This is a genomic window from Actinophytocola algeriensis, from assembly GCF_014203735.1.
Lineage (GTDB): Bacteria > Actinomycetota > Actinomycetes > Mycobacteriales > Pseudonocardiaceae > Actinophytocola > Actinophytocola algeriensis.
The window spans coordinates 20,339-46,655 of record NZ_JACHJQ010000011.1; the positions used below are offsets into that span (position 1 = coordinate 20,339).

28 protein-coding genes are annotated in these 26,317 nt (G+C 71.3%); 14 read left to right on the plus strand and 14 right to left on the minus strand.

What is annotated here, in order from left to right:
• Position 1: 1 nt before the first annotated feature.
• Complete coding sequence (locus FHR82_RS39475) at positions 2-211, minus strand: sigma factor-like helix-turn-helix DNA-binding protein (protein ID WP_184815777.1); 210 nt, start codon at positions 209-211, stop codon at positions 2-4.
• A 65-nt stretch (positions 212-276) separates the two neighbouring features.
• Here FHR82_RS39475 and FHR82_RS39480 point away from each other — a divergent pair, with 65 nt between their 5' ends.
• Complete coding sequence (locus FHR82_RS39480) at positions 277-1,098, plus strand: hypothetical protein (RefSeq protein WP_184816111.1); 822 nt, start codon at positions 277-279, stop codon at positions 1,096-1,098.
• Positions 1,099-1,118: 20 nt separating this feature from the next.
• Here FHR82_RS39480 and yczE read toward each other — a convergent pair whose 3' ends face one another.
• Positions 1,119-1,751, minus strand: a complete 633-nt coding sequence (gene yczE, locus FHR82_RS39485) for a membrane protein YczE (protein ID WP_184815778.1) — start codon at positions 1,749-1,751, stop codon at positions 1,119-1,121.
• Positions 1,752-1,812: 61 nt separating this feature from the next.
• Between yczE and yczR the strand changes: the two genes are divergently transcribed.
• On the plus strand, positions 1,813-3,228 hold the full coding sequence (yczR, locus tag FHR82_RS39490) for a MocR-like transcription factor YczR (protein ID WP_311771491.1): 1,416 nt from the start codon (positions 1,813-1,815) through the stop codon (positions 3,226-3,228).
• 375 nt (positions 3,229-3,603) lie between these two features.
• Here the strand turns inward: yczR and FHR82_RS39495 are convergent, their stop codons facing one another.
• Together FHR82_RS39495 and FHR82_RS39500 are read right to left on the minus strand one after the other, a co-directional pair.
• Complete coding sequence (locus FHR82_RS39495) at positions 3,604-4,371, minus strand: hypothetical protein (RefSeq protein WP_184815779.1); 768 nt, start codon at positions 4,369-4,371, stop codon at positions 3,604-3,606.
• Between the two features lie 257 nt (positions 4,372-4,628).
• Positions 4,629-5,801, minus strand: a complete 1,173-nt coding sequence (locus FHR82_RS39500) for a pyridoxal phosphate-dependent aminotransferase (protein ID WP_184815780.1) — start codon at positions 5,799-5,801, stop codon at positions 4,629-4,631.
• A 152-nt stretch (positions 5,802-5,953) separates the two neighbouring features.
• Here FHR82_RS39500 and FHR82_RS39505 point away from each other — a divergent pair, with 152 nt between their 5' ends.
• Complete coding sequence (locus FHR82_RS39505; protein ID WP_184816113.1) at positions 5,954-7,156, plus strand: DUF445 domain-containing protein; 1,203 nt, start codon at positions 5,954-5,956, stop codon at positions 7,154-7,156.
• Here FHR82_RS39505 and FHR82_RS39510 read toward each other — a convergent pair.
• On the minus strand, positions 7,141-7,650 hold the full coding sequence (locus FHR82_RS39510; protein ID WP_184815781.1) for a protein kinase family protein: 510 nt from the start codon (positions 7,648-7,650) through the stop codon (positions 7,141-7,143). The two genes, FHR82_RS39505 and FHR82_RS39510, sit on opposite strands and share 16 nt — an antisense overlap.
• A gap of 152 nt (positions 7,651-7,802) precedes the next feature.
• Positions 7,803-8,264, minus strand: coding sequence for a CGNR zinc finger domain-containing protein (locus FHR82_RS39515; protein ID WP_376706484.1), 462 nt, complete (start codon positions 8,262-8,264; stop codon positions 7,803-7,805).
• Between the two features lie 108 nt (positions 8,265-8,372).
• Here FHR82_RS39515 and FHR82_RS39520 point away from each other — a divergent pair, with 108 nt between their 5' ends.
• From FHR82_RS39520 to FHR82_RS39530, 3 genes are read left to right on the plus strand one after another with little or no spacing between them, the layout of a single operon-like run.
• Positions 8,373-8,897, plus strand: coding sequence for a PadR family transcriptional regulator (locus FHR82_RS39520; protein ID WP_184815782.1), 525 nt, complete (start codon positions 8,373-8,375; stop codon positions 8,895-8,897).
• Positions 8,894-9,571: an ABC transporter ATP-binding protein gene (locus FHR82_RS39525; RefSeq protein ID WP_184815783.1), complete on the plus strand. Its 678-nt coding sequence runs from the start codon at positions 8,894-8,896 to the stop codon at positions 9,569-9,571. Before FHR82_RS39520 ends, FHR82_RS39525 begins: the two co-directional genes overlap by 4 nt.
• Before the next feature lie 55 nt (positions 9,572-9,626).
• A complete protein-coding gene (locus FHR82_RS39530) occupies positions 9,627-11,933 on the plus strand; it encodes an ABC transporter permease (RefSeq protein WP_184815784.1) in 2,307 nt (768 codons plus the stop codon).
• A 44-nt stretch (positions 11,934-11,977) separates the two neighbouring features.
• Here FHR82_RS39530 and FHR82_RS39535 read toward each other — a convergent pair whose 3' ends face one another.
• Positions 11,978-12,931, minus strand: coding sequence for an extracellular catalytic domain type 1 short-chain-length polyhydroxyalkanoate depolymerase (locus tag FHR82_RS39535; RefSeq protein WP_184815785.1), 954 nt, complete (start codon positions 12,929-12,931; stop codon positions 11,978-11,980).
• Positions 12,932-13,081: 150 nt separating this feature from the next.
• On the opposite strand from FHR82_RS39535, the gene FHR82_RS39540 reads away from it, so the two are divergent.
• A complete protein-coding gene (locus tag FHR82_RS39540) occupies positions 13,082-14,374 on the plus strand; it encodes a 3-hydroxybutyrate oligomer hydrolase family protein (RefSeq protein ID WP_184815786.1) in 1,293 nt (430 codons plus the stop codon).
• Here FHR82_RS39540 and FHR82_RS39545 read toward each other — a convergent pair.
• The 4 genes from FHR82_RS39545 to FHR82_RS39560 all read right to left on the minus strand — a co-directional run bounded on the left by FHR82_RS39545 (position 14,346) and on the right by FHR82_RS39560 (position 19,424).
• Positions 14,346-15,509 (minus strand): MFS transporter, encoded by a 1,164-nt coding sequence (locus tag FHR82_RS39545; RefSeq protein ID WP_311771493.1) that lies wholly within the window; start codon positions 15,507-15,509, stop codon positions 14,346-14,348. The genes FHR82_RS39540 and FHR82_RS39545 overlap by 29 nt on opposite strands.
• 220 nt (positions 15,510-15,729) lie before the next feature.
• Complete coding sequence (locus tag FHR82_RS39550; RefSeq protein ID WP_184815788.1) at positions 15,730-16,074, minus strand: YdeI/OmpD-associated family protein; 345 nt, start codon at positions 16,072-16,074, stop codon at positions 15,730-15,732.
• 42 nt (positions 16,075-16,116) lie between these two features.
• Entirely contained in the window at positions 16,117-18,048 is a 1,932-nt protein-coding gene (locus FHR82_RS39555) for a helix-turn-helix domain-containing protein (protein ID WP_184815789.1), read from the minus strand.
• Positions 18,045-19,424 (minus strand): MFS transporter, encoded by a 1,380-nt coding sequence (locus FHR82_RS39560; RefSeq protein ID WP_184815790.1) that lies wholly within the window; start codon positions 19,422-19,424, stop codon positions 18,045-18,047. The genes FHR82_RS39555 and FHR82_RS39560 overlap by 4 nt, the downstream gene beginning before the upstream one ends.
• Positions 19,425-19,533: 109 nt before the next feature.
• On the opposite strand from FHR82_RS39560, the gene FHR82_RS39565 reads away from it, so the two are divergent.
• A complete protein-coding gene (locus FHR82_RS39565; RefSeq protein WP_225944894.1) occupies positions 19,534-19,899 on the plus strand; it encodes a TFIIB-type zinc ribbon-containing protein in 366 nt (121 codons plus the stop codon).
• Between the two features lie 22 nt (positions 19,900-19,921).
• Positions 19,922-20,587, plus strand: a complete 666-nt coding sequence (locus tag FHR82_RS39570) for a P-loop nucleotide/nucleoside kinase family protein (RefSeq protein WP_221464873.1) — start codon at positions 19,922-19,924, stop codon at positions 20,585-20,587.
• Here the strand turns inward: FHR82_RS39570 and FHR82_RS39575 are convergent.
• A complete protein-coding gene (locus FHR82_RS39575; protein ID WP_184815793.1) occupies positions 20,531-21,250 on the minus strand; it encodes a VOC family protein in 720 nt (239 codons plus the stop codon). The two genes, FHR82_RS39570 and FHR82_RS39575, sit on opposite strands and share 57 nt — an antisense overlap.
• Positions 21,251-21,384: 134 nt before the next feature.
• Between FHR82_RS39575 and FHR82_RS39580 the strand changes: the two genes are divergently transcribed.
• The 5 genes from FHR82_RS39580 to FHR82_RS39600 all read left to right on the plus strand — a co-directional run bounded on the left by FHR82_RS39580 (position 21,385) and on the right by FHR82_RS39600 (position 24,434).
• The gene (locus FHR82_RS39580; RefSeq protein ID WP_184815794.1) at positions 21,385-21,789 is read left to right on the plus strand and encodes a helix-turn-helix domain-containing protein; all 405 of its coding nucleotides are present in this window, start codon (positions 21,385-21,387) and stop codon (positions 21,787-21,789) included.
• 5 nt (positions 21,790-21,794) lie between these two features.
• Positions 21,795-22,511: a hypothetical protein gene (locus FHR82_RS39585; protein ID WP_225944001.1), complete on the plus strand. Its 717-nt coding sequence runs from the start codon at positions 21,795-21,797 to the stop codon at positions 22,509-22,511.
• Positions 22,512-22,616: 105 nt separating this feature from the next.
• Positions 22,617-22,910, plus strand: a complete 294-nt coding sequence (locus FHR82_RS39590; RefSeq protein ID WP_184815795.1) for a DUF2516 family protein — start codon at positions 22,617-22,619, stop codon at positions 22,908-22,910.
• Complete coding sequence (locus tag FHR82_RS39595) at positions 22,904-23,449, plus strand: YbaK/EbsC family protein (RefSeq protein WP_184815796.1); 546 nt, start codon at positions 22,904-22,906, stop codon at positions 23,447-23,449. Before FHR82_RS39590 ends, FHR82_RS39595 begins: the two co-directional genes overlap by 7 nt.
• 130 nt (positions 23,450-23,579) lie before the next feature.
• Positions 23,580-24,434: an SCO6745 family protein gene (locus FHR82_RS39600; protein ID WP_184815797.1), complete on the plus strand. Its 855-nt coding sequence runs from the start codon at positions 23,580-23,582 to the stop codon at positions 24,432-24,434.
• Between the two features lie 79 nt (positions 24,435-24,513).
• Here FHR82_RS39600 and FHR82_RS39605 read toward each other — a convergent pair whose 3' ends face one another.
• Both FHR82_RS39605 and purU read right to left on the minus strand, forming a co-directional pair.
• On the minus strand, positions 24,514-25,461 hold the full coding sequence (locus FHR82_RS39605; RefSeq protein ID WP_184815798.1) for an isopenicillin N synthase family dioxygenase: 948 nt from the start codon (positions 25,459-25,461) through the stop codon (positions 24,514-24,516).
• The gene (gene purU / locus FHR82_RS39610; protein WP_184815799.1) at positions 25,462-26,313 is read right to left on the minus strand and encodes a formyltetrahydrofolate deformylase; all 852 of its coding nucleotides are present in this window, start codon (positions 26,311-26,313) and stop codon (positions 25,462-25,464) included. It abuts the gene before it with no gap.
• Positions 26,314-26,317: the final 4 nt, after the last annotated feature.

Consider the following 26,317-nt stretch of genomic DNA (forward strand, 5'->3'; position numbering starts at 1 on the left):
GTCAGGCCCTCCCGTGCTTCTTGTGCACCGCTTGGCGGGAAACCCCCAGCTCGGCGGCGATCTCCTGCCACGACCAACCCTTCAGCCGCGCGTTGCGGACCTGCACGGCCTCCAGGCGTTCGAGGAGCTTGCGCAGCGCCGCGACCGCCCGGAGGCCGACCTTGGGGTCCCGGTCGCCCGCTGCGGCGGCGAGTTGTGTCGCTTCGGTCATGATGTCAACATAGGTTGACAAGCCCTCGACGTCAACTCTGGTTGACATCTATGATTTTGATCATGATGCCCCGCATCGAGGTGGCGGAACGGCCCGGCGTCGGTCTCGACGGCGCGGTCCGCCCCAGCGAGGACGTGGTCGCGGTACTGCCGAACGCGGTGGTGCTGCTCGACGGCGCGACCACGCTGGACCCCGACCTGCCCACCGGCGGCTGGTACGCGTCGAGACTGGCCGGCGAGCTCGCCGGCAGACTCGTCGGCTACCCCGACGCCGACCTCGCGGACCTGCTGGCAGCCGCGATCAAAGCCCTGGCCAGGGACAACGGCCTGATACCCGGCGAGTCCCCTTCGAGCACGGTCGCGCTGCTGCGCTGGAACGACCACCTCGTCGAGGGCCTGGTCCTGGCCGACAGCCCGATCGTCGCGTTCACCGCGGACGGCCCGTCCCCGCTGGTCGACGCACGCCTGGCGGCCATGCCGAGAGGCGCGGGCTACCGCGACCGCCTCGCGTCCGGCGCGGGCTACGGCGACGACCACCTGGTGGCCCTGCGCGAAGCGGCCACGTCCATGAGCCGCCGCCGCAACACCGAGGACGGCTTCTGGGTCGCGGAGGCCGACCCGGACGCGGCCCACTACGCGGAACGCGCGACCTGGCCCCGCGCCGCGCTCACCCAGGTCCTGATGGCGAGCGACGGCGTCTCGTGCGGCGTCGACACCTACCGGGTGTTCCCCGACTGGACCGCCGTCCGCGACCTGGCCGCGGCCGACGGCCCGGAAGCCGTGCTGGACCGGGTCCGCGCCGCGGAACTCGACGACCCTCGCGGCACCCGCTGGCCCCGCGCGAAACCCCACGACGACCAGGCGCTGGTGATCGTGGACTTCACGTAGGCCGGTCCGGTAACCGCAGGTCAGCCCGCGGTCTTGCCGCCCCGCCAGGTGACGAACGGCAGGAACGCCTGCACGAGCGGCCCGATCGCGAGCGCGTACACCACGGTGCCCACGCCGACGGTGCCGCCGAGCAGCCAGCCACCGGCGAGCACGGTCAGCTCGATCGCCGTGCGCACCAGCCGGATCGACCACCCGGTCCGCGCGTTCAGCCCGGTCATCAGCCCGTCCCGCGGGCCGGGGCCGAGGCGGACGCCGATGTAGGCCGCCGACGCGAGGCCGTTCAGCACCACGCCCGACACGACCAGCGCGATCCGGGGCACCAGCGACGACGGCGGCGCGACCACGGCGAGCGTCAGGTCCACCGCCACCGCGATCACCAGGATGTTCGACACCGTCCCGACGCCGGGTCGCTGGCGCAGCGGGATCCAGCACAGCAGCACCAGCGCGCCGACGATGGCCGTGATCGTGCCGAACGTGAGGCCCGTCCGCTTCGACAGCGCCTCGTGCAGCACGTCCCACGGGTCCAGCCCCAGCCCGGACCTGATCATCAGGCCCATGCTCACGCCGTACAGGGCGAGCCCGCCGAACAACTGGGGCAGGCGGCGCACCGGCGACGAGGTGACAGGGACCGGGCGGAGATCGATCGGCGACATGTGGCCATGGTCTGGAAAACATTGGCTTGTCTTCAATAGCCAATGTTCATAAATTGGCCTGGTGAATGCGAGACGTCTGGCACACCTGCTCGGCAACTGGCGCCGCCACGGCTCCCGGCAGGGCGCCACCGATCTGGCCGCCGGCCTGCGGCTTCTCATCCTCGACGGCCGTCTCCCGGCGGGCACCGCACTGCCGCCCGAGCGTGAACTGGCCACCGCGCTGGACGTCAGCCGCACGATGATCTCCGCAGCCTGGGAGAAGCTGAAGACCGACGGTCTCGTCGTCAGCCGTCGCGGTGCCGGGTCGTGGACCGCCATCCCCGCGGTGGGTGGCGCGCACGAACCGCTCGAGGACCCCGGGACCATCGACATGGCGCGCGCCGTGCCACCCGCCATCGCCGGCATCGCGGCCGCCGCCGCGGCCGCCACCCCCCGCCTCGCCGCCGAGCTGTGCTCGCACGGCTACTACGAGCAGGGCATGCCCGACCTGCGGGAACGCCTCGCCGCCCGGTACAGCGCCCGCGGTCTGCCCACCACGCCCGACCAGATCCTCGTCACCAACGGCGCGCACAGCGGGCTCGCCACCGCGCTGCGCCTGTTCACCGGTCCCGGTGACCGCGTGCTGATCGAGCAGCCGACCTACCCGAACGCGATCGAGGCCATCCTCGGCGCGCACACCGTCCCGGTGCCGGTCGCGATGACCGACGGGGCCGACGGCGCGGGCTGGGACCTCGACGGCATCGAGGCCACCCTCCGCCAGACCGCGCCCCGGCTCGCCTACCTGATCGTCGACTTCCAGAACCCGACCGGTCACCGCCTCGACGAACCAGGCCGCGCGCACCTCGCCGCCGCGTTCCGCCGCGCCCGCACCCCGGTCGTCATCGACGAGACCAACGTCGACCTGGACTTCAGCGGCGCGCCGCTGCCGCCCTTCAACGGCGATCTCGTGCTGGCCGCGGGCTCGGCGGGCAAGTCGTACTGGGGCGGGCTGCGGCTGGGCTGGGTCCGCGCGTCCACGGAGATCATCAACCGGCTCACCGCCGCCCGCCGCGGCTTCGACCTCGGGACGCCGGTGTTCGAACAACTGGTGCTGTGCGAACTGCTCGACGGCCCGCCGGAACCGATGCTCGACCGCCGCCGCCTGCTGGTCGAACGACGCGACGCACTCGCCGGCCTGCTCCGCACGCACTGCCCGGACTGGACGTTCACCGTGCCGGACGGCGGGCTGAGCCTGTGGTGCCGGCTGCCCGCGCCGGTCAGCACCCGGCTCGCGGCCGTCGCGCAGAACTTCGGGGTGCGGGTCGCGCCCGGCTCGTTCTTCACCCCGCACGGGGGACTCGAGCACTACCTGCGGGTGCCGTACACCCAACCGGTCGACGTGCTGGGGGACGCGGTGCTGGGGCTGGCCGCGGCCGCCGCCTCAGTGGCCGAATCTCGTGCTCCGATAGCGGAGAACGGGTTCATTCCGGTCACATGACTGGACCGGAGGACTGTATACAGGGTAGAAAGCAGTGCGCTGGATGGCCTAGTCCACTGTCGGCCGATCGGCCGGGAGTACACCATCCAGCGCACTGCTCGCCTCTGGGTGCTCGGCAGGGACCGAGCGGCACAGCCCCTCGTTGTGCCGCCCGGACGAGTTGCCAGAGGGGCAGCCCCGGCGCCGCGGGGGCATCGCGGCGCCGGGGCCAGGTCCCGACCTGACCGGGCGCGGTCGGCAGGTCGGGTAGCTTGTGAAGGTGTTCGGGGGGGACGCCGGGAGAGTTCGTTCGGACCGGTCGGTTGGGCCGGTTGGCCCACGTCAAAGGTCGTTGTTGGCGATTCGGGACACAGGTGTCCGGTGCCGATGGCCCATTCAGTCGGGCGTGGAGACCGGTAAACCGGCGTCGCGACCCGCGGCGTTCACCGCGCGGCTGCGGGTGGTGAACCCGGCGTCGGCCGGGTGGGAGAGGGTGGCCTGCGAGACGAGCACGCCGTGCGTGCCGCGGGCGCCACCCGAGTCGTGGTGTGCGGCGGACACCGTCGAACCGGGCCCGGACGGGCCGGCAGGCGTCTTCACCGGCTCCGGTGTGGAGCCCGTACCTGCCTCGTGGCCGGTGGCGGTGGGGGTGGTGGTCTTTTCCTGGGCGGCGGCCTGCTGGGGAGCGGGTGCCGCCGCGGGAACGGGTGCGGGGGCCACGTCCTCGACGGGCGTGGCGACGACGGGCCTGGGTGCGGGTGCGACGGGCAGCGGCGCCGGTGCCGGTGCCGGCGCGGGAACGGGTGCCCGCTCGACGCGGTCGGTCCCGTTCGAACCGGTCCACTCGTCGATCGGCAGCAGCTCCGGCACGTCGGCGATCGGCTCCTGTGGGGGCTGGGTGACCGGCGTCAGCAGCGTCGAGGTCGTGTCGATCACCGATCCGGTGATGTCGACGACCGTGTCGGTCAGCCCGGTGACCGAGTGCGTGATCCCGCCGAGCAGTCCACCGAGAAGACCTCCCGCCGACTGCTCTCGCGTCTGCGGCTGGTCGCCCGGCAGCTCGTCCGCACTCGCCGAACCGGCGAAGACGGCACTGAGCAACCACCCGGCCACAGCGATCGCGGCGACGAGCAGCCCGCGGCGCAGCAGGCGCGAAAACTCCACTGCGACCACCACCGTCCGTCAACGCTTGTCAGCCGGCAGGGGTACCCGTGCCGACAGTGCACACTATCTAGCACCACACCGACAATGTGCACCCTAGCCGCGCGAGATCCACCCGGAAAGACGGCAAAAGCGCACGGTATCGGCCGGATGGGGCAATGTTGATCACGTGAGGTGATCCTCTGTCACGCTCACCGCCGGTCCCACCCGTTCCGGTCAGGTTCGGGGTCTCGGGTGAACGCGTTGAGTCATCGGGACGGTCACGCCAGCTTGTGCAAACGCACGATCGCTTCGTCGAGCACCTCGTCCTTCTTGCAGAACGCGAAGCGGACGATGTGCTTCCACGCGTCCGGTGTGTCGGTGAAGACCTGCACGGGCACGGCGGCCACGCCGACGCGTTCCGGCAGTCGCAGGCACAGCTCCGCGCCGTCGGAGAAGCCGAGCGGCCGGACGTCCGCGCACACGAAGTAGGTGCCCGCGCTGGGCCGCACGCCGAAACCGGCCGCCGCCAGCCCTTCCGACAGCCGGGTCCGCTTCGCCGCGAGGTCGTCCCGCAGCGCCGTCACCCACGCGGACTCGTGCTCCAGCGCGTAGGCCACGGCGGGCTGGAACGGCGCGCCGCCGACGAAGGTCAGGAACTGCTTGGCCGCGCGGACCGCCGACGTGAGCTCCTCCGGCGCGCACACCCAGCCGATCTTCCAGCCCGTGCAGTTGAACATCTTCCCGGCCGACGAGATGGTCACGGTCCGCTCCGCCATGCCGGGGAACGTGCACAGCGGCAGGTGGGGCACACCGCCACAGCCGAGGTCGTAGGTCAGCGACTCGTACACCTCGTCGGTGATCGCGATCAGGTCGTGCTCGACGCAGAGCGCCGCGATCCCGGCCAGTTCCTCGTGGGTGAACACGGTGCCGGTCGGGTTGTGCGGCGAGTTCACGAGGATCGCCCGCGTCTTCGGCGTGATCGCGGCGCGCACGGCGTCCAGGTCGACCGAGAACCGCTCACCGTCGACCAGGGACACGACCTTGCGGGTCGCGCCCGCGAGGGCCACAGAAGCCGCGTAGGAGTCGTAGTACGGCTCGAACAGGATGACCTCGTCACCGGGTTCGGTCAGCGCCAGCAGCGCCGACGCGATGGCCTCCGTGGCGCCGACGGTCACCAGGACCTCGGTGTCCGGGTCGAACTCGATCCCGTAACCGGCGCGCTGGGCGGCGATCGCGGCCCGCAGCTCCGGGCGGCCGGGCCCGGGCGGGTACTGGTTCACCCCGGACGCGATGGCCCGCTGGGCCTCCTCGAGCATGCCGGCGGGGCCGTCCGTGTCGGGGAAGCCCTGCCCGAGGTTCACCGCCCCGGTCCTGGTCGCGAGCGCGGTCATCTCCGCGAAGATCGTCGACGTGAAGGGGGTCAGGCGGGACACGAGAGCAGGACGACGCACGGTCAGCCATCCTCACGGACAATGGAGGTGTGCGGCAACTGACCGAGACGAAGAACATCGCGACCGAGAACATCGCGACCAGGAACATCGCCGGCAAGAACATCGCGGCCCCGATCCCGGACGAGGCCGAGAAGAAGCGCGCGCTGCGGAAGATGAAGCTCGTCGCGCTGTCGTTCCTGGTCGGCGCCGCCGTGATCTTCGTGGTCATGTCGCTGTGGCCGGGTGAGCCCGCGTGGACGGGCTACGTGAAGGCGGCCGCCGAGGCGGGCATGGTCGGCGCGCTCGCCGACTGGTTCGCGGTCACGGCGCTGTTCCGGCACCCGATGGGGATCAGGATCCCGCACACGGCGATCATCCCGACCCGCAAGGACGCGATCGGCAACAGCCTCGGCGAGTTCGTGGGCTCGAACTTCCTGTCCGAGCAGGTCGTGCGGGAACGGCTGCGCCGGGTCGGGGTGGCGTCGCGGCTCGGCGCCTGGGTGGCCGAACCGGACAACTCCGAGCGCGTGACCGCCGAGCTGGCGACCGTGGTGCGCGGCGTGGTCGCCGTGCTGCGGGACGAGGACGTGCAGGAGGTCATGGAGCAGGCCGTGGTCAAGCGCGTGGTCGCGGTGCCGTGGGGGCCGCCGCTGGGCAAGCTGCTGGCCGGGGTGTTCGCGGACGGCTCGCACCACAAGCTCGTCGACCTGATGTGCGACCGCGCCTACGAGTGGGTCAAGAACAACCACTCGCAGGTCATGCGGGTGGTGTCGGACCGGTCGCCGAGCTGGTCGCCGAAGTTCGTCGACTCGATGGTCGCCGACAAGGTGTACGGCGAGGTGCTGTCGTTCGCGTGGCTGGTCAAGACCGACCCGAACCACCCGATGCGGCTCGCGGTCGACAAGTTCCTCGCCGAGTTCGCGTCCGACCTGCAGACCGACCCGGCCACCATGGAACGCGCCGAGGCCGTCAAGCAGCAGGTGCTGGCGCACCGCGAGGTCCAGAACGTGATCGGCTCGGCCTGGTCGACGGCCAAGCGGATGCTGCTCGACGCGGCCGAGGACCCGTCCAGCGAGCTGCGCAAACGCGTGCGCGAGGGCCTGATCTCACTCGGCCGCAAGCTCACCGACGACGACGCGCTGCGCGACAAGGTCGACAGCTGGGTCGAGGGCGCGGCCGCGTACGTGGTGGTCAACTACCGCGACGAGATCACCACGCTGATCACCGACACCGTGCAGCGCTGGGACGCCGAGGAGACGTCCCGCAAGATCGAGCTGCAGGTCGGCCGCGACCTCCAGTTCATCCGGATCAACGGCACGGTCGTCGGCGCGCTGGCCGGCCTGCTGATCTACACGATCGCTCAGCTCACCCTCTGAAACAGCTGCCAGTACAGGCTGTTCGCGCGGGCGGCCGCCGGTGCGTGGCGGGCGAGGATCGCGGCCACGTGCGCGGGCGCGCCGGGCGGTACGCCGCCGGTGGCGCACCACGCGACGAACTCGTTGCGGGCGGCGGGGACGCTGCTCACCCCGCACACCTCGGTCGCCAGCCAGTTGACCAGGCGCATGGCCGCGTAGTCGGCGTCGTGCGTGGCGTTGCGCCGCACGAAGGCCCGCTCGGCCACCGACAGGTCGAAGCGCGGCGACGTGACCAGCCCGAAGTCGGTGAGGCACAGCCGCGCGCCGTCGGTACGGAGGTTGCCGAAGTGCCCGTCCTTGTGCAGCAGTTCGTGGTCGCGCAGGAACGCCACGATGTGCGTGAGCTGCTGTTCCATCAGCTCTGCCTTGCTCGCCGGCTCGTCGCGCAGCCAGTCGTACAGCGAGTGCGGGACGTACTCGCTGACCAGCACGAGGCTGTGCGTCGCGGCCGCCATCAGGGGGGTGTCTTTTGGATCTTTGTGGAGAGTCTGGGCCTGAGCAGCAGATACCTCAGGGGAACGTGATGGCGGGCAACCACTGACCGCCTGCGGTCGGGGAGCGTCGCCGGGTCGGGACCAACACTTTCAAATCCGGGGAGGCGGACTAGTCACCGCCGCGCCGAGCGCCACGTGCGGGCCTTCTCGCGGTTGCCGCACACCTGCATGGAGCACCACGTGCGGGAGTGGTTGCGCGAGCGGTCGTAGAACGCCCACCGGCAGTCGTCGGCGGGGCAGATCTTCACCCGCGCCCACTGCCCGAGCACGGCCAGCCTGCTGGCGGCCGCGAGCACCGCGCCAGCCACGTCGGCCGCCGCGAGCCGTGGCGCGCCGCCCGCGGACAGCTCGACGGTCACCGGGACGGCGGCGTCCTCGGGCTCGGCGGACGCGTCGACGGGGTCGCCGACCGCGGCCCGCAGCGCGGTCCGCACGGCACCGGCGTCGGCCGCGCCGTCGGCCAGTCCTCGGTCGGCGAGCCACCGCCGCCAGGCGTCCGGATCGGACAGCACATCCGTGTGCGCGTCATGGTCGACGGTGTTCAGGAAGTCGACCACCAGGTCCACGTCGGTCACGACAACCACTGTAGGCCAGACACCGGTTGTCGCGATAAAAGACCTGGTCAGGCGGCTATTCGCAGGGTGTATAGACCCAGCTATACACCGCGTGTACAGTTCTCAGGCATGTCGATCGGACACACTCTGTTAGGACTGCTCGAAGGCGGGCCGAGACACGGCTACGACCTCAAGCGGGCGTACGACGAGCACTTCGGGCACGGTCGGCCGCTGCACTACGGGCAGGTCTACGCGACGCTCTCGCGGCTGTTGAAGAACGGCCTCATCGAGGAGAGCGGCGTCGAGCAGGGCGGCGGCCCGGACCGCAAGCGCTACGCGGTCACGGCCGAGGGCGTCACCGACGTCGACACGTGGCTCGGCACGCCGGAGAAGCCCGAGCTGTACATGCAGAGCACGCTCTACACGAAGGTCGTCATCGCGCTCATGTCCGAGCGCGACGCCCAGGACGTGCTCGACACCCAGCGGCACGCGCACCTGCGCGCCATGCGTGAGCTCACCGCCCGCAAGCGCGGCGGTGACCTCGCGGACCAGCTGATCTGCGACCACGCGCTCTTCCACCTCGAGGCCGACCTGCGCTGGCTCGAGCTGACCGCGGCCCGCATCGACGAACTACGGAATCAGGTGACCTCATGACACAGCCACTGCTGGCGGCGACCGGCGTCGTCAAGTCCTTCGGCCCGACCAAGGCGCTCGACGGCGCGAACATGTCCGTCCGCGCCGGTGAGGTCGTGGCCGTCATGGGCCCGTCCGGGTCCGGCAAGTCGACGATGCTGCACTGCCTCGCGGGCATCATCCAGCCCGACGCGGGGACGGTGATGTACGACGGCAAGGAGCTGTCCGCCATGCCGGACCAGCCACGCAGCACGCTGCGGCGCACCGAGTTCGGCTTCGTGTTCCAGTTCGGGCAGCTCGTGCCGGAGCTCTCGTGCATCGAGAACGTGGCGCTGCCGATGCGCCTCGGCGGCATGAAGCGGCGCGACGCCGAGGCCAAGGCCCGCACGTGGCTGGACCGCCTCGAGGTCGGCGAGGTCGCTGCCAAGCGGCCCGGCGAGGTGTCCGGCGGTCAGGGCCAGCGGGTCGCGGTGGCCCGCGCGCTCGTCACCGGTCCACGGGTGATCTTCGCGGACGAGCCGACCGGCGCACTGGACTCGCTCAACGGCGAGCACGTGATGCGCCTGCTCACCGAGGCCGCGAAGGACACCGGCGCGGCCGTCATCCTCGTGACCCACGAGCCCCGCGTCGCCGCGTACTCCGACCGCGAGGTCATCGTGCGTGACGGGCACACGAGGCAGGTGGAGTTCGCGTGATGGCGGGCAACTCCGGGCGCACGCCGTGCGTCCTCGAAGCGGGGGAGGGACGGGCGTGAACGTCCGGGGGTGGATGAGCGACCTCGTCCTCGGGGTCCGGCTGGCCGTCGGGGGCGGCCGGACCTCGTGGGCGAGGCTCGCACTCAGCGCGGTGGGGATCGCGATCGCGACGGCCGTGCTGCTGGTGGCCGCGTCCGCGGGCACCATGCACCAGGAGCGCGAGGTGCGGCAGTACGCCGACTTCGTGCAGGACGCGCCGGTCGAGGGCGTGGACCCCACGCTGACCGACCGCAACTACACCGAGTTCCGCGGCGACCACGTCGCCCTCACCTACGTCGCGGCCACCGGGCCGTCCTCGCCGAAGCCGGCGGGGCTGCCCGAACTGCCCGCCGCGGGTGAGATGTACGCGTCGCCGGCACTGGCCGAGCTGCTGGCGTCGCCGGAGGGCGAGCTGCTGCTGCCGCGCGTGCCCGAGAAGGTGGCAGGCACGCTCCCCCAGGGCATGGTGGAGCTGCCGGGCGACCTGGTGGCGTGGATCGGCGTCGACGAGAAGACGCTGGCGGACATCGACGCGGTCCCGGCGTACGGGTTCGGCTCCGATCCCGAGGCGGCGTCCCTCGACCCGGGGCTGCTCGCGTTGCTGCTGGTGGGTGCGGTCGTGCTGCTGCTGCCGGTGTTCATCTTCGTGACGTCCGCGAGCCGGATCGCGGGCGCGGAGCGGGACCGCAGACTCTCCGCGCTGCGGCTCGTCGGGTCCGGTTCCCGGCAGGTGCGCAGGATCGCGGCCGCCGAGTCGCTCGCGGGTGCGTTCGTCGGGCTGGTGCTCGGCGCGGTGGTGTTCGTGGTGGCGCGCCAGTTCACCGACCGCATCGACCTGTTCGGTGAGCGGGCGTACGTCTCCGACGTGGTGCCCGACCCGGTGCTGACGGCGTTGATCGTGCTGCTGATCCCGGCGCTGTCGGTGCTCACCGCCCTGTTCGCGCTGCGGCGCACGATCATCGAGCCGCTCGGCGTGGTGCGGCAGAGCAAGCCGGTGCGCAGGCGCCTGTGGTGGCGGCTCGCGCTGATCATGCTGGGTGTGGTGCTGCTGACCACGCAGCTCGGCGCGGCGGACAACAGCGACACGTGGGCGTGGGCCGTGAGCGGTGGCGCCGCGCTGCTGCTGATCGGGGTGCCCGTGCTGCTGCCGTGGCTGGTCGAGCGGGTCGCGGGGCAGGTGTCGGGCGGCCCGACGTCGTGGCTGCTCGCGGTCCGCAGGCTGCAGCTGGACAGCGGCACGTCGGCGCGGGTCGTCGGCGGGGTCGCGGTCGTGCTGGCCGGTGCGATCACGCTGCAGACCGTGCTGATGTCGGTCGAGGGCGTGGTCGGTCTGCCGGGCGGTGAGGACGCGCCCCCCGGCGCGGTCGAGGTCTCGACCAGCCAGGAGCTGGCGTCCGCGGTGTCGGCGGAGGTGGCGGCCGCCGACGGTGTGGACGCCGTGCACACGCTGCGGTACACGTCCTTCTACGAGGCGAGCACGACGGACAACGCGTGGGGTGCGGTCGTGGTGGACTGCGCGGCCGTGCGCGACCTGGTGCGCGTCCGCGACTGCACGGACGGCGACGTGTACCTGATGCGCGACGAGTACCAGATGCCGCCGGAGCCGGGGACGGCACTCGAGCAGCGCGACTACCAGGGCACGTCGAACGCGGACCTCGTGGTCACCGGCACGTGGTCGGTGCCTGCGGACGCGAAGTACTTCGACCGGCCGGACAACAGCAGCGTCTACGCGACGATCGTGGTGACGCCGGGCGCGATCGCCGCCGCGGCACTGCCGCAGGACGAGTCGGCGACGGTGTACGCCATGGTCTCCCACGACCTGACGAGCGACCAGCTGGAAGGCATCCGCAACTCGGTCGCCGCCCACCGCGTCGGGGCCCACGTGTACTCGTTCAACACGGGCCCGGACCTGGACGACAACCAGCAGACCTACGTGGCGATCCGCACCGGCCTGTACGCGGGCTCGATCTTCACGCTGCTGCTGGCGGGCATCAGCCTGCTCGTGCTGGCACTGGAACACATCCGCGAACGCCGCCGCACGCTGGCGATGCTGACGGCGAGCGGGGTGCCGCGCGGGGTGCTGGGACGGTCGCTGCTGTGGCAGGTGGCGCTGCCGATCGTGCTGGGCGTGGTGGTCGCGCTGCTGACGGGCATCGGTCTGGCCGCGCTGGTGATGCGCCTGACGGAGGACCCGATGGTCGTCGACTGGGCGGGCGTCGCGCTGCTGTGCGCGGGCGCGATCGCGCTGAGCCTGCTGGTCAGCGCGATGACCATGCCGTTCCTCCGCAACGCGACCCGCCTGTCGGCGTTGCGGACCGAATGAGCCGGGGGTGCCGGGGAGAGGCCGCCCGCCTCTCCCCGGCCAGGTCACGCGGCGAGGCGCCAGGCGGAACCCATGTGCCACGCGGCGCAGATGTTCACGTCCAGCAGGTACGCGCCCGCCGTCCCGCACTGCGTGGACCCGGTCCCGGGATCCAGTGGCTGCCCGTGGCCCATGCCGGTGATCGTGTACTTCTCGACCACCGCCCGGCCGCCGGCGGCGTACACCTCGTGCGGGTAGCCCGCGACCGTGTCGGTACTCGTCGGTGTGGCGGGGATGCCGTGCACGTTCGTCCACTGTTCGACCAGTTCGGTCGCGTTCGCCGGGGCCACCGTGTAGTCGGCGCTGCCCTGCCAGATGCTGACCGTCGGCCACGGGCCGGTGTGCGGTGAGGCCGCCCGGACCGCGTCACCCAGCGCAGAGGGCGTGCGGTTCTTGCCGGGGTTCATGCACGAGAACGCGTCGACCATGCTCGCCGCGCACCGGTACGCGATGCCCGCGACCACGCCGCCGCCCGCGAACATCTCCGGGTAGGTGGCCAGCATGACCGCCGTCATCGCGCCGCCCGCCGACAGGCCGGTCACGTGCACCCGCGCCGGGTCCGCGCCCGTGTCGGCGATCGTCCTGCGCACCATCTGCGCGATCGACTCCGCCTCGCCCTGGCCGCGCGTGGTGTCGCCGCGCTCGAACCAGTTGAAGCACTTGTTGAAGTTGTTGCCGCTCTGCTGTTCCGGCAGCACCACGCTGAACTTCAGCCGGTCCGCCAGCTGGGTCCAGCCGGCGCCGGAACCGTACCCGGACGCGTTCTGCGTGCAGCCGTGCAGTGCGACGACCACCGGTCTTCCCGCCGGCAGACCCGTTGGCACGTAACGGAACATCTTCAGGTTGCCGGGATTGCTGCCGAAGCTCGGCACCGGTTCGATCGCGGCCGCTGCCGGGGTCGCGCCGATGAGCGTCAGCAGGAGCGTGGCCACCACGGCCACGGACGCTGGTCGGAACATGCCGTCACCACCTCGTTGTGTTTCGGCGTACCTCACTGACGGTAGGCGTGCGACAGCTCTGTGTTCAGAGTGGCGGCCACCACATTCGGGGCCCGGTTTGTGGTGTCCGCACTCATTTCCGCGCGCGCGGAAGGCTTCTACGTTTCCGGTATGCGTGCTGCCCTGGTCGCCAGTGCCGTTGGTGCCGTTGTCTGCGCCACGGTCGCCCTGTCCACCCCCGCGGTCGCCTCTGGTGTTGCCTCTGGGGCACCCGCCGGCTGTGCCCGGGTCCACGTGCCCATGGCGGAACGCCAGGTGGTGTCCTGTCTCGACGAGCTGACGACCGCGGGCACCGCCGCGTCCGGGCACACGGTCGCCGCCGACTGGGCCGGTCTCACGCAGGCGTCGCTGCCGCAACCCAGTGGTGTGCCGGGCATCCAGGTCGACGGCTACTTCTCCGACACGTCCACGACCAACGCCAACAACGGCTGGCACCACGACGCGCAGTTCGTGCTGCGGCTGCCGGACGAGTGGAACGGCGGCCTGGTCGTGACGGGCTCTCCTGGCTCGCGCCGCCAGTACGCGAACGACCGCGCGATCGCGGACTTCGTGCTGTCCAAGGGATACGCGTTCGCCGCGACCGACAAGGGCAACACCGGCGTCACCTTCTACCACGACGGCCGCAGGCCCGGCGACGCGCTCGCCGAGTGGAACACCCGCGTCACCCAGCTGACGATCGCGGCGAAAGCCGTTGTGGCGCAACGGTATGGACGGCTCCCCGCCCGCACGCTGATGGCGGGCATCTCCAACGGTGGCTACCTGGTGCGCTGGCAGCTGGAGAACGTGCCGTGGCTGTACGACGGCGGCATCGACTGGGAGGGCACGCTCTGGACCACGAAGGGCCCGAACCTGTTCACGTTCCTGCCCGGCGCGATGAGGAACTACCCGGGCTACGCGGCGGGGTCACCGGCGGCACACGACGCGATGCTGGCCGCGGGCTACGCACCGGGCTCGGAGTTCCTGTGGCCGTTCCACAACCAGGTCTACTGGGACCTCACACAACGCACGTACCGCGAGGAGTTCGACCCGTCGTTCGACGGTGACCTGGACGCCGGCGTCCCGTACTGCGCGAGCGGCACCCCGCACTGCGACGCGGACTACGACTACGCGTCCCGCCCGAGGTCGGTCCACGCGGCGGTCGCGAAGGTCGCGCTGACGGGCCGCATCGGCAAACCGATGATCACGTTGCACGGCACGCTCGACACGCTGCTCCCGATCAGCCGGAGCAGCGACGTGTACGCGCGGATGATCCACGACAAGGGCCGCGACCACCTGCACCGCTACCACCGCGTCGAGGGCGGCAACCACACCGACGGGCTGGTGGACACGTACCCGGACAAGCTCGTCCCGCTGGCCCCGGAGTTCCGGAAGGCGGTCACCGAGATGGAGAACTGGCTGCGCTGAGCGCGTCGGCGGGTAGGCGGGCACCGAGCCACCGGAACGCGCCCGCGCCGGCGGTGGCGGCGGCAGCGACCACCAGCCACGGCACCCACACCCCGGCCGCGAACAGCGCGACGACGGCGGGTGCCAGCACCACGGGCACGGTGAACGCGTACTGGAACGCGGCGAGGTGCCGCCCTCGGGACTCGGCGGGCGCCATCGCGACGGCGAGGGCGTTGGCCCGTGCTCCGAAGAGGACACCACTGACGGCGAGCACCAGCGAGGTGGCCAGCAGCCACGCGGGCCGCCACCCGGCGGGCAGGGCCACGGCGACCAGACACAGGGCGCACCAGACGGCCATGAGCACGGCGGCGTGCGCGAGTGTGGTGGTGCGCGGCAGGTTCCGGGTGAGCCGGACGGCGAGCGTGCCGCACGTGCTGGTCACGGCGGTGTGGAGCGCGAGGATGACACCGGGCAGCCACGCGGGCGACCCGAGGTCGAGCACGTACACGGGCAGACCGACGAGGAAGAAGTCCAACCCGAGCGCCACGAGCCCGGTGACGACGACGATCCCGAGGAACCGCCGGGAGATCCGGTGCCCGGTCACGCGGACGGCGGGTGTGTGCGGCGCGCGCACCCGCGACGCGAGCATCAGCGCGCAGGCAACGAAACTGACGGCGTTCACGGCCGCGGCGACCCGCAGCGACCCGAACGCGAGCAGCCCGCCGGCGGCCAGCGCCCCGAGCCCGAAGCACGCCGCCCGCACCATGCCGACGACGGCGAAGGGGTGGTCCTTGGGCCGGTCCCCGACGACGTCGGCGATGAGCGCGAACAACGAACTGTAGAACAGCTGCTGTCCGGCGGCGAGCAGGCAGACGGCGACGGCGACGGTGGCGATCCCGTCCGCGACGAGGAAACCGAGGGCGCCCAGGGCCTGCACGACCTGTGAGGCGATCACGACCGGCCGCGGCCCGACCCGGTCGACGAACCGCCCCGCGATCGGCGGCACGAGCAACCCGACCACGGTCCCGGCGGTGACGGTCACCCCGGCGACGGCGAGCGGCAGCCCGATCTCGCGGGTCGCGTAGACCAGGGTGAGCGGCAGGAACAGCCCGGACCCGAAGTTGTCGACCCCCAGCGCGATCAACAGTGCGAGCACCGGACCCACTGTGCCAGCGGGTGGCTTACAGCCAAGCCCCGCCCCGACATCTCGAAGACGCTGCCGAGACAGCAGCAATGCCACGAAGGGCCCCTTCGTAACACCCGGCGTGATGAAGGACCCCTTCGTTGCGCTCAACGTGATGAAGGACCCCAACCAGCAATCGAGAAACACAGGCCCAACGCCCAGAACGACGTCTTCCAGAAATCGTCGGCGACCATCACGGCGACCAGCGCCCGTTCGCCTTCGCCGTGTCGATGGCTGTTTGTCCGTGGGGTGTCATCAGCCCCTGCTCGATCAACCTGGCCGCGCGCTCGCGGTTCGACGCGCTCCACGAGCTGCGCGACCGCCGTGGCGTGAACCGCAGCCGCGAGTGCCCGGCGTCGTGCTTGCGGTGCAGCCCGTCGATCCACCCGAAACACAACGCCTGCTCGACCGCCTCCTGGTACGGCACGCCGGGCAGCCCCTTGTGCGGGATCACCAGCCACACCTCGGAAGCCGAAGCACAGTGGGCCGCCAGCCACGTCCGCCATTCGCCTGCGGTGCGCACCTCGATGATGTCCATGCACACCATGCTCCCGGCCAAAGTGCTCACCGACTGAGCGCTTTACCCGTGCAGTTGGTGCAACCGCAGCGCGATCTGGATCTCGAGTGCCCGCGCGGGCGTCTGCCAGTCGTCGCCGAGCAGGGACGCGATGCGGTCCAGCCGCTGCACGACCGTGTTGACGTGCACGTGCAGCACGTCCTTCGCGCGCGTCAGGTTCGTACCGCACTCGAAGTACGCCTGCAGCGTCGCCACGAGGTCGGTCCCGCGCCGCTGGTCGTAGTCCAGCACCGGTCCGAGCGTCGCCCGCACGTACCCCGCCAGGTCCGTGCGGTCGCCGATCAGCTGACCCACGAACCCGAGATCGGCCAGCGCGGCCCCGTGCCCGACCCGGCCCAGCGCGAGCAGCGACCGGACACACCGCCGTGCCTCGTCCGCGGCCGCGGCCAACGCGGCGGGCCCAGCGGCGGGGCCGGACGCGCCCACGGTCACGGGGGCCTCCACCGACGCCGAAAGCGAGGTCGCCAGCCGGCCCGCCAGCTCCGACGGGTCCCCGTCGGCCACCAGCAGCACCACCTGCTCGGCATGCAACCCGACCAGCGTCGCGAACCGCCCGCACGCCATCGCCAGCCGCCGCCGCGGTACACCGTCGACGTGCGCGATCAGCACCGCGTGCGGCGCGGCCAGGTCGATGCCCAGCCGGCGGCCGCGCGCCAGCAGCGCGGCCGGGTTGCGGTCCGGGGCGGTCAGCAGATCGGTCAGCAGCTCACCGCGGACCTCGTCCTCCGCCTTCGCCACCGACCGGCGCAGCAGCAACAGCAGCGCCGCGACCACGCACGCCCGCTCGAACAGCCGCCGGTCCGCCTCGTCGAGTGCCGCGCGGCCGGTCAGCACGAGACTGCCGAGCAGTTCCGGGCCGGCCAGCACGGCGCACACCCACTGGTCACCGACCCGCACCGCCCGGCCGGCCGCCCGCGACGCCGCGACCGCCTCCTCCGGCCAGATGACTGCCGCCGCCACCGCGCCCGCGAACCCCGACCGGGTCGGTGCGTTGCCGGTGCCGACCACCGGCGGGGTGGCCACGGGAACGCGGGCCAGCTCGGCGCCGGACGCGTCGAAGAACACAATGCCGCCGTCGAGGACCGCGGCCACCTCGGCGGCCACCTCCGCCACGTCACCGCCGCGGAGCACCAGCTCCATCAGCCGGTCGTGGGCGTCCTCCGCCCGGCGCATCGAGTCGTTGCCCGCGCTGATCGTCTCGTTCGCGCGCCGGGTCTCGTCCAGCAGCTGCGCGTTGTCGATGGCGATCGCGGCGTGGTCGGCCAGCGACGCCAGCAGCGCGACCTCCTCCGCGGTGAACTCGCGGCGCTGCCGGTCGGCGGCGAACAGCACGCCGATCACCTTGCTGCCCAGCATGAGCGGCACACCGAGGATGCCGACCATGCGTTCGGCCGCCACCGCGTCGTCGATCGACGACTTGTGCGCGAACCGGGGGTCGGACAGGTAGTCGGCGCTCGCGTACGGGTGGGCGGTCTGCGCGACCAGACCGCCGAGGCCCTCGCCGTGCCCGATCCGCAGGCTCGGCAGCAGCGACGACACCGAACCGTCGGTGACCCGCATGTACGTGGTCCCGGCGGCCTCGTCGTTGAGCGACAGGTACGACAGGTCCACGCGCAGCAGCATCCGCGCGCGGTGCACGATTGAGCGCAGCACCGCGTCGAGGTCCCGCAGCTTCGACAGGTCGCTCGCCGTGTCGAACAGCGCCCGCAGCTCGGTCTCGCGGCGCCGGTGCTCGGTCAGCGTGTGCCGGATCCGCAGCGCCACCTCGGTCGCCCGCGCGAGCGCCGTGTGCTCCTCGTCGGACAGCCCGGCCGAGCGCGCGGCCACCGGCACGTGCGCCAGCTGCTCGCCGCTCGCGTCACTGGCGAGCAGGTCGAGCAGCCGGCGCACGGCATCGTTGACGGCTGTGCCGACGCCTCGGTCCACGCTGGTCATCGTGTCACTAGTGGTGCGCTGTCGTCAGCGGAGCGGACCTCCTCGGGTTCGAGCGACGCGCCCTTGGTCTCCCGCGCCACCAGCACCGCGACCACGGTGATCAGGCACATCGCGACCAGGTACAGCGACACCGGCAGCGTCGAGTCCCACGCGTCGAGCAGCGCGACCGCGATCAGCGGCGCGACCGCACCGGCCAGGATCGACGCGAGCTGGTAGCCGACCGACGCGCCCGAGTAGCGCACCCGCGTGCCGAACAGCTCGGAGAAGAACGCCGCCTGCGGGCCGTACATGGCGCCGTGCAGCACGAGGCCGACCGTGGTGGCGAACGCGATCACGCCGAACGACCTCGTGTCGAGCAGCGCGAAGAACACGAAGCCCCACGCGCCCATCGCGACCGCGCCGAACAGGTACACCGCACGCCGCCCGATCCGGTCGGACAGCAGGCCCCACAAGGGGATCGTGACGAAGTGGATGGCCGAGCCGATCAGCACCGCGTTGAGGCCGACCGACTTCGCGAGGTCCAGCGACTCGGTGATGTACACGAGGATGAACGCGGTGATCACGTAGTACGAGACGTTCTCGCCCATCCGCGCGCCCATCGCGATCAGCACCTGCCGCCAGTTGTGCTTGAACACCTGCACGATCGGCGCCTTCTCCTCGGCGCCGCGCTCCTCGGCTTTCCGTTGTGCGGCGAGGAACACCGGCGACTCGGCGACCGCGAGCCGGATCCACAGGCCGATCACCACGAGCACCGCGGACAGCAGGAACGGGATCCGCCAGCCCCACGACAGGAACGCCTCGTCGGTCTGCACCGCGGCGAGGATCGCGAGCACGGCGGTGGCGAGCAGGTTGCCGCCTGGCGCGCCGCACTGCGGCCACGACGCCCAGAAGCCGCGGCGTGCCGCGCCGCCGTGCTCGGACACGATGAGCACCGCGCCACCCCACTCGCCGCCGAGCGCGAAGCCCTGGACGAGGCGCAGCAGGGTGAGCAGGACCGGCGCCGCCACGCCGATCGTCGCGTACGTGGGCAGCAGGCCCATCGCGAACGTGGCGCCGCCCATCATCAGGAGGCTGATCACGAGCAGCTTCTTGCGGCCGATCTTGTCGCCGTAGTGGCCGAAGATCAGCCCGCCGATGGGCCGGGCGAGGAAGCCGATCGCGTAGGTGGTGAACGCGAGCAGCGTGCCGGTCAGCGGGTCGGAGGTGGGGAAGAACAGCTTGTTGAACACCAGCGCGGCGGCCGATGAGTAGAGGAAGAAGTCGTACCACTCGACGGTCGTGCCGACGAGGCTCGCAGACACGATCCTGGCGAGTGAGCGAGCTCGCGAGCGATCAGTCGGCTCAGAGCGGGGTGTGTGAGCAGGGCCACTGGTCATGAGTGAAAACGTTAGGTTTCACGACGGCTCGTGAACCATGTGTCAACCGGACATATCACGTGACGATCGAGTGGTGACGCGGGCCACAGGTGGCCGTCGAGTATGCGACCTGGCTAATGTTGGAAGCGTGATTTGCCCGAAGTGTCAGAACGCGATGCGCACCGTGGACCGCCAAGGCATCCACATCGACCAGTGCGACAGCTGCCGCGGGATCTTCCTCGACCGCGGTGAGCTGGAGGCCATCCTGAACGCCGAGCGCCAGTACTCGGCACAGGCCGCGCCGCCGCCGTACCAGGGCGGTCCGCCGCAGCCCTACCAGGGCGGTCCACCGCCGGGCCGGTACTCCGACTCGCCGCGCGGCTACTCGGACTCCCCCCGCGGCTACCGCGGCGGGTATGCCGACTCGCCACGTGGCCACCACGGTGGTCACGGCCACCGGCGTCGCAAGAGCTTCATGGAGCAGCTGTTCGACTGAGGCATCCCTGTCCGTGCACCCCATGATCTGCGCGGGTTGCGGTCACTGGACCGACGAACCGCGGGTCGAGATCGCCGGCGCCGGCACGGTTCTCGTGTGTGTCGAGTGTGGACACCGAGAGCCGTACCGGCGCCTGCCGCTGTTCGCGGTCACCGGCCCCAGCGGCACGGGCAAGTCGACGGTCGGCCGCGTGCTGGTCGACCGGCTCGCCGACGAGTGCGTGATCGTCGAGCAGGACCTGTTGTGGGTGGGCGCGTTGCGCGACCCGACCGGGGACTCGGAGGCGTTCCGCCAGACGTGGCTGCGGCTCGCGGCGAGCCTGCAGCAGTCGGGCCGTCCCGTGGTGTTGTGCGGCACGGTCGTGCCGCCGCAGTTCGAGGGCAGGCCGGAACGCGCGCTGTTCAGCGACATCCACTACCTGGCACTGGTGTGCGACGTGGACGTGCTCCGCGCCCGGCTGCGGGCCCGCCCCGCCTGGCGCGGCTGGGACGAGGCCCGCATCGACGAGATGCTCGACTTCGCGGAGTGGGTGCGCACCGAGGAGACCGAGCCGCCGATGACGCGGCTGGACACCACGACCACGCCCGTCGCCGAGACCGCCGACGCGATCGAGAAGTGGGTGCGCGCCCGGCTAGGGCCGGGCGATGATCGACAGCTCCACCCCGAACGGGTCGCGGAACACGGCTGACCTGCCGTAGGGCGTGTCGTCGGGCTTGATGTCGCCGCCGCCTGCCTTCGCCAGCGTCGCGTCGGTGTCGGCGACCTCGAAGCACGTGCCCCAGGCTGGTGTCGCGCCCGGCACGCCCATGATCCCGCCGACCTCGTGCCCGTCCGGGCGGCGCAGGAACGTGAAGTCGAACTCCGGCAGGTCCGGGTTGCCGTCGAGATCGAAGCCGAACACCGCCGGGTAGAACTCGCGGGCCGGACCGGGCTGCCCGGTCACGAGGTCGTTGCGCACCAGCGTGTCCGGCTCGTTCACGAGCCGGCAGCCGGGGAACGTGCGGCCCTGCCACAGCCCGAACACCGCTCCCGCCGGGTCGGTCGCGAGTGCGGCCCGGCCGAGGTCGCCGACGTCGTGCGGCTCCTCGGTGACGGTGCCACCTGCCGCCGTGATCGCCTTGGCGGTGGCGTCGCAGTCGTCGGTGGCGAGGTGCACCGTCCAGCCGCCCGTGCCTTCCCGGACCCCGGCCACCGGCACGCCCCGCAGCAAGCACATGGTGCCCAGCTCGCCGTCCTCGAAGGACCACCCGAACACGCCGCCGTAGTAGTCCTTCGCCGCCGCCACGTCCGGCACCCGCAGGTCCAGCCACGTGGGCGTGCCCAGCGGCTGGTTCTCGTTCACTTCGCTCATGGCGGGCACGCTACGGGCCATGTAGGTCAGGACAGGTCCTAGTTGCGACGTGCGCCACGACTGCAAGCAGTGTGCTTGCAACTGCTAGCACTCCGGCGTACGGTCGAAGTTGTCACGAGGAGGTGGCCGGGCGGATGAGCAGGATGAACGAGAACCCGATCGACAAGGTCGCCGACCTCGGACGGGACATCGGCGAGTACATCAAGCAGCAGCGCAGCAACGCGAAGATCTCGTTGCGCCAGCTGTCGAAGCTCGCGGGGGTGTCCAACCCGTACCTCAGCCAGATCGAGCGGGGACTGCGCAAGCCCAGCGCGGAAATCCTGCAGCAGATCGCCAAGGGTCTGCGGATCTCGGCCGAGGCGCTCTACGTACAGGCCGGAATTCTCGACCTGCCGCAGGGTGGACCGGTGGTGGACGCGGTGCGCGCGGACATGACGCTCACCGAACGTCAGAAGCAGGTGCTGCTCGACGTGTACGAGTCCTTCCGCCGCGAGAACGCCACCACCACCACAGCGACTGAACCTGAGAACAAGGAGTGAGAGACATGGCCGCATTGCTGCCCACCACGGAAGACGTCCGCAAGGCGCGCGAGCAGGCCGTCGCGGTGCTCAACACCGCCGCCGACAGCGTCCGCACGCCGCTGCTCGCCGCGCTCGGAGCCGGTGACCTGGCGACCCAGGCCGTCATCGACGCCGTCAACAAGGCGCGCACGAAGGTCAACGAGGGCACCACGTCGGCCAAGGAGACCGTCGACACGCTGCCCAGGGACCTGGCGGGCCTGCGCGACCGGGTCGACCCGGTCGAGCTGCGCAAGCTCGTCGACGAGTACACCGAGGCCGCGCAGAAGCTGTACCAGAAGCTGGCCGACCAGGGCGAGGACGCCCTCACGAAGCTGAAGTCCGACCCGCGCGTCGGCAAGGCGATCGACCAGCTGGAGGAGGCCATCGCGACGCTGCAGGAGCGCGTCGGCGACGTGGCCGGTGACGCCCGCGAGATCGCCGACGAGGTCTTCGCGAAGATGACCCGCCGGACCCGCTCGGTCGGCGAGAAGGCCGCGGTCAAGGTCGAGCGCGTCACCGAGGACGCCGCCCTGGCGGTGGAGGAGGTCGGTGGCGAGGTCGCGAGCGACGTGCGCTCCGCCTCCCGCAAGGCCGCGAACCGGACGGCGCCGCGCAAGCCCGCCGCCACCCGGACCACCACGCAGGCCACGCAGGCAGCGACGACCCGCAAGACCAACGGCTCGACGAAGACCACCAAGTAGGACCGCTGGTCAACACCCCCGGCGCCGGTTTCGGCGCCGGGGGTTCGCCATGTCGGCGAAGTGGCCGGCTGGTCACATCGCGACGGGCGCACGTAGTCTGGGGACGTGCCGGCAGAAGCGTTGTGGATCCTCTGGATCATCAAGTGGCTCGCGGTCCCCGTCGGGGTCTACGCGTTCATCCACGCATTGATGCAGCGTCCGGACGCCTATACCGCGATCGACAGAATGACGAAATCGGCCTGGCTGGGCATCACCGCGGGCGGTGCTGTCGCACTGATCCTCTTCGACGCCGCCGGCATCGGCCTGATGTTCTGGATCGCGGGCCTCGTCGCGGTGCTCGTCTACATCGTCGACGTCCGGCCGAGGCTCATCGAGGTGCAGCGCGGGAACCGATGGTGAGGTGGACCATCGCGGGCTCCCTGGCTGTTTCCCAGGCCGCCGACCACCCCGAACTACTGGCCGACCCCGTCGCGAAGGCCCTGGCCGCACTCCCTGACCCCGCGGACGTGGGCGTGGCGGCCATCGACCCGGACCTGGCCGACACGGCCGCGTTCTGCGAGGCGTACGGCTCCCCGCTGACCGCGTCGGCGAACTGCGTCGTCGTCGCGGGCAAGCGCGCGGGCGAGGAACGCTTCGCCGCGTGCCTGGTGCTGGCCACGACCCGCGCGGACGTGAACGGCGTGGTCCGCAAGCGCCTGGACGTCCGCAAGGCGTCCTTCGCCCCGATGGACACCGCGGTGGAGCTGACGGGCATGGCGTACGGCGGCATCACGCCGCTGGGCCTGCCGCCGGAGTGGCCCGTACTGGTGGACGCGGCCGTGGCCGCGGCGCCGGAACTGGTGATCGGCAGCGGTGTCCGCGGCAGCAAGCTCCTGATCACGGGCGCCACGCTGGCCGCCCTCCCGAACGCGGACGTCATCGCGGGCCTGGGTCGCTGACCAGGCGCGACCACAGCGCCGTCACGGTAGGAACAACGCGATACCGCCGGTGGGACGCACGACTCCGGAAGTCATCTTGCCAGTGGCAACATCTCCGGCTATCTTGTCAGTGACAAGACTGGAGGGTCCAATGACGAACGTCGACCTCGCGCTGGTCCGGCAGATGTGGCAGCTCATGGAGCCCGTCCACGCGCTCGTGTACTACGCGCCCGAAGTCTCCGCCCGGGTGGCGAAGCTCGGCTTCGACGTCGAGACGCGCTGGCCCGGTTACTTCCCCCTCCGCGCGGCCCCACTGGGCGCGGCGGGCCCCGAACTGGTGGCCGCCACGTTCTACAGCTTCAACCCCGCCATGGTCCGCGACCACATCCCGGCGGCCTGGCAGCTCGCCACCCCCGGCGACCTCCTGGCCGCCCGCCAGGACGGCGTCGACGAGGCACTCGGCGCCCTCACCGCCGACCTGGACCTGCGCGAAGCCGCCGACCTGGCGCGGCGGCTGACGGACGGCGTCAACACCGAGGCCCGCCCGCTCGGCGCCGCCAACGCCGACCTCCCCTGGCCCGCCGAGCCGCACCTGGCGCTGTGGCACGCGACCACGATCATGCGCGAGGCCCGAGGCGACGGCCACGTGGCCGCCCTCCTCACCGCGGGCCTCGACCCGGTCGAGTCACTGGTGTCGTTCGCGGCGGTCGGCGCCGCACCGAAGGAGGTCTTCGCCAGCCGCGGCTGGCGGGACGACGACTGGACCGCCGCCACCCGGCGCCTCGTCGAGCGGGGCTGGCTGAACGAGGACGGCACCGCCACGGAGGAAGGGCACGCGGGCCGGGACGAGGTCGAGCGGATGACCGACGAACTGGCCGCGCCCGCCTACCGGGCGCTGGGCGCGGAACAGGTCGGCAGGCTCGCGCAACTCGTCATGCCGGTCACCATGGCGGCCGTGCGGACAGGTTTGCTGCCGATGCGGAGCACGCTCGGTCTGAGCAGGTAATGGACGGGCGGGGAGCCCTGTGGACTCCCCGCCCTGGATGAGTTGCTCAATACCCCCAAGACATAAGACGCCCCGGGGCTCAGAAAGGTTGCGTGTCCAGTTCGGATCGCAGCCGCGGGAACACCTTCGCGACCTTCGCCGTCAGGTAGTCACCGTAGGTGCCCTCGAACGCGAGTGGTGACGCACCGTCCCACCTGCGTCGCCCGTCCGGGGCGACCGCGGCGCGGTCGGGCAGTGGTGGCACCGACGTGCCGAAGTCCGGGTCGAAGAAGAACGGGAACGACAGGCGGTCGCGGCCGGACGTGTTCCGCACGCGGTGTGGTGTGGACCGGTACCAGCCGCCGGTGAGCCGTTCGAGCATGTCGCCGATGTTGCACACGAACGTGTCCGGCAGCGGCGGCGCGTCGGTCCACCCGTCCGGCGTGTGCACCTGCAGGCCACCGTTGTCGTCCTGGAGCAGCAACGTCAGCAGCCCGTAGTCGGTGTGCTCGCCGACGCCCCAGCCGGGGTCGCCCGCCTGCGCGGGCGGGTAGTGGAAGATCCGGAACAGCACGGTGGGGTTCGCCGTGTAGCCGGCGGCGAAGTAGTCCTCCGCCAGCCCGAGGCTGGCCGCCACGCCCCGCAGCACGTCCTGCGCCACCCGGGTCAGCTCGTCCAGGTACGACAGCACCAGCGGCCGCAGCGTCGGCACCTGTGCGGGGAAGAGATTGGGGCCGTGCAGGGGAAGCGGGTGCCCGGCTGGCAGTTCCGTCCCGAAGTACAGGCCCTCCTTGCGGTCCTGCTCGCCGGCGGTCAGCTCGGCGCCGACGGGGAACCAGCCCCGCCACGCCCGCCCGCCGCGTGCCATCTCGATGTCGTTCTTCTCCTTGTCCGGCAAGGAGAAGAACGCGCGCGCCGCGCTGTCGAGCGACTCCCTCAGCTCCCGGGGGACACCGTGCCCGGCGACGTAGAAGAACCCGGTGTCACGGCACGCCGCCTCGATCTTCGCCGGCAGGCCCGGTTCGGACAGGTCGATGACGGGCAGCACCTACAGCACCACCGTTTTGTTGCCGTGCACCAGGATCCGGTTCTCGAGGTGCCACCGCAGGCCGCGGGACAGGACGACCTTCTCGATGTCGCGGCCCTTGCGCACCATGTCCGGCACCGAGTCGCCGTGGTCGACGCGGATCACGTCCTGCTCGACGATCGGGCCCGCGTCCAGCTCCGCGGTGACGTAGTGGCAGGTCGCGCCGATCAGTTTGACGCCGCGCCGGTGCGCCTGGTGGTAGGGCTTCGCGCCGACGAACGACGGCAGGAAGCTGTGGTGGATGTTCAGCGCCCGGCCCGTCCACCTGGCACACAGGTCGGCGGGCAGGATCTGCATGAACCGCGCCAGCACGATCGCGTGCGGGTCCGCGGCGTCGACCAGCTCGGAGACCTTCGCGAACGCTGTTTCCTTGTCGTCACGCGGAAACACCACGTGGTGGAACGGGATGCCGTGCGCCTCGGTGATCGTCGCGAGGTCGGTGTGGTTGCCGATCACCGCCGACACGTCCACGTCCAGCTCCCCGGCCGCGACCCGGCCAAGGATGTCGTACAGGCAGTGGCCTTCCTTCGACACGAGGATCACCACACGGCGCCGCTCCCCGGTGTCGAGGATCTGCCACTCGCCGCCCAGCGACGCGACCGTCTCGCCGAACCGGGCACGCAGCTCGTCCGCGTGGAACGACAGCGAGTCGGCGGCGACCTCCTGGCGGGTGAAGAACCAGCCGGTGTCGGGGTCGGTGTGGTAGGAGGCCTCGACGATCGTGCCGCCCGCGTCGGCGAGGAACGACGCGATCGTCGCGACGATGCCGATCTGGTCCGGGCAGCCGAAAGTGATCACGTAACGGCGGGCCATGGCC

Coding starts and splice junctions, on each gene's coding strand:
- FHR82_RS39475 (WP_184815777.1), bottom strand. CDS start 211: ATGACCGAAGCGACACAACTCGCCGCCGCAGCGGGCGACCGGGACCCC.
- FHR82_RS39480 (WP_184816111.1), top strand. CDS start 277: ATGCCCCGCATCGAGGTGGCGGAACGGCCCGGCGTCGGTCTCGACGGC.
- yczE (WP_184815778.1), bottom strand. CDS start 1,751: ATGTCGCCGATCGATCTCCGCCCGGTCCCTGTCACCTCGTCGCCGGTG.
- FHR82_RS39505 (WP_184816113.1), top strand. CDS start 5,954: ATGAAGCTCGTCGCGCTGTCGTTCCTGGTCGGCGCCGCCGTGATCTTC.
- FHR82_RS39510 (WP_184815781.1), bottom strand. CDS start 7,650: ATGGCGGCCGCGACGCACAGCCTCGTGCTGGTCAGCGAGTACGTCCCG.
- FHR82_RS39520 (WP_184815782.1), top strand. CDS start 8,373: ATGTCGATCGGACACACTCTGTTAGGACTGCTCGAAGGCGGGCCGAGA.
- FHR82_RS39525 (WP_184815783.1), top strand. CDS start 8,894: ATGACACAGCCACTGCTGGCGGCGACCGGCGTCGTCAAGTCCTTCGGC.
- FHR82_RS39535 (WP_184815785.1), bottom strand. CDS start 12,931: ATGTTCCGACCAGCGTCCGTGGCCGTGGTGGCCACGCTCCTGCTGACG.
- FHR82_RS39540 (WP_184815786.1), top strand. CDS start 13,082: ATGCGTGCTGCCCTGGTCGCCAGTGCCGTTGGTGCCGTTGTCTGCGCC.
- FHR82_RS39550 (WP_184815788.1), bottom strand. CDS start 16,074: ATGGACATCATCGAGGTGCGCACCGCAGGCGAATGGCGGACGTGGCTG.
- FHR82_RS39555 (WP_184815789.1), bottom strand. CDS start 18,048: ATGACCAGCGTGGACCGAGGCGTCGGCACAGCCGTCAACGATGCCGTG.
- FHR82_RS39560 (WP_184815790.1), bottom strand. CDS start 19,424: ATGACCAGTGGCCCTGCTCACACACCCCGCTCTGAGCCGACTGATCGC.
- FHR82_RS39570 (WP_221464873.1), top strand. CDS start 19,922: ATGATCTGCGCGGGTTGCGGTCACTGGACCGACGAACCGCGGGTCGAG.
- FHR82_RS39575 (WP_184815793.1), bottom strand. CDS start 21,250: ATGAGCGAAGTGAACGAGAACCAGCCGCTGGGCACGCCCACGTGGCTG.
- FHR82_RS39580 (WP_184815794.1), top strand. CDS start 21,385: ATGAGCAGGATGAACGAGAACCCGATCGACAAGGTCGCCGACCTCGGA.
- FHR82_RS39585 (WP_225944001.1), top strand. CDS start 21,795: ATGGCCGCATTGCTGCCCACCACGGAAGACGTCCGCAAGGCGCGCGAG.
- FHR82_RS39595 (WP_184815796.1), top strand. CDS start 22,904: ATGGTGAGGTGGACCATCGCGGGCTCCCTGGCTGTTTCCCAGGCCGCC.
- FHR82_RS39600 (WP_184815797.1), top strand. CDS start 23,580: ATGACGAACGTCGACCTCGCGCTGGTCCGGCAGATGTGGCAGCTCATG.
- purU (WP_184815799.1), bottom strand. CDS start 26,313: ATGGCCCGCCGTTACGTGATCACTTTCGGCTGCCCGGACCAGATCGGC.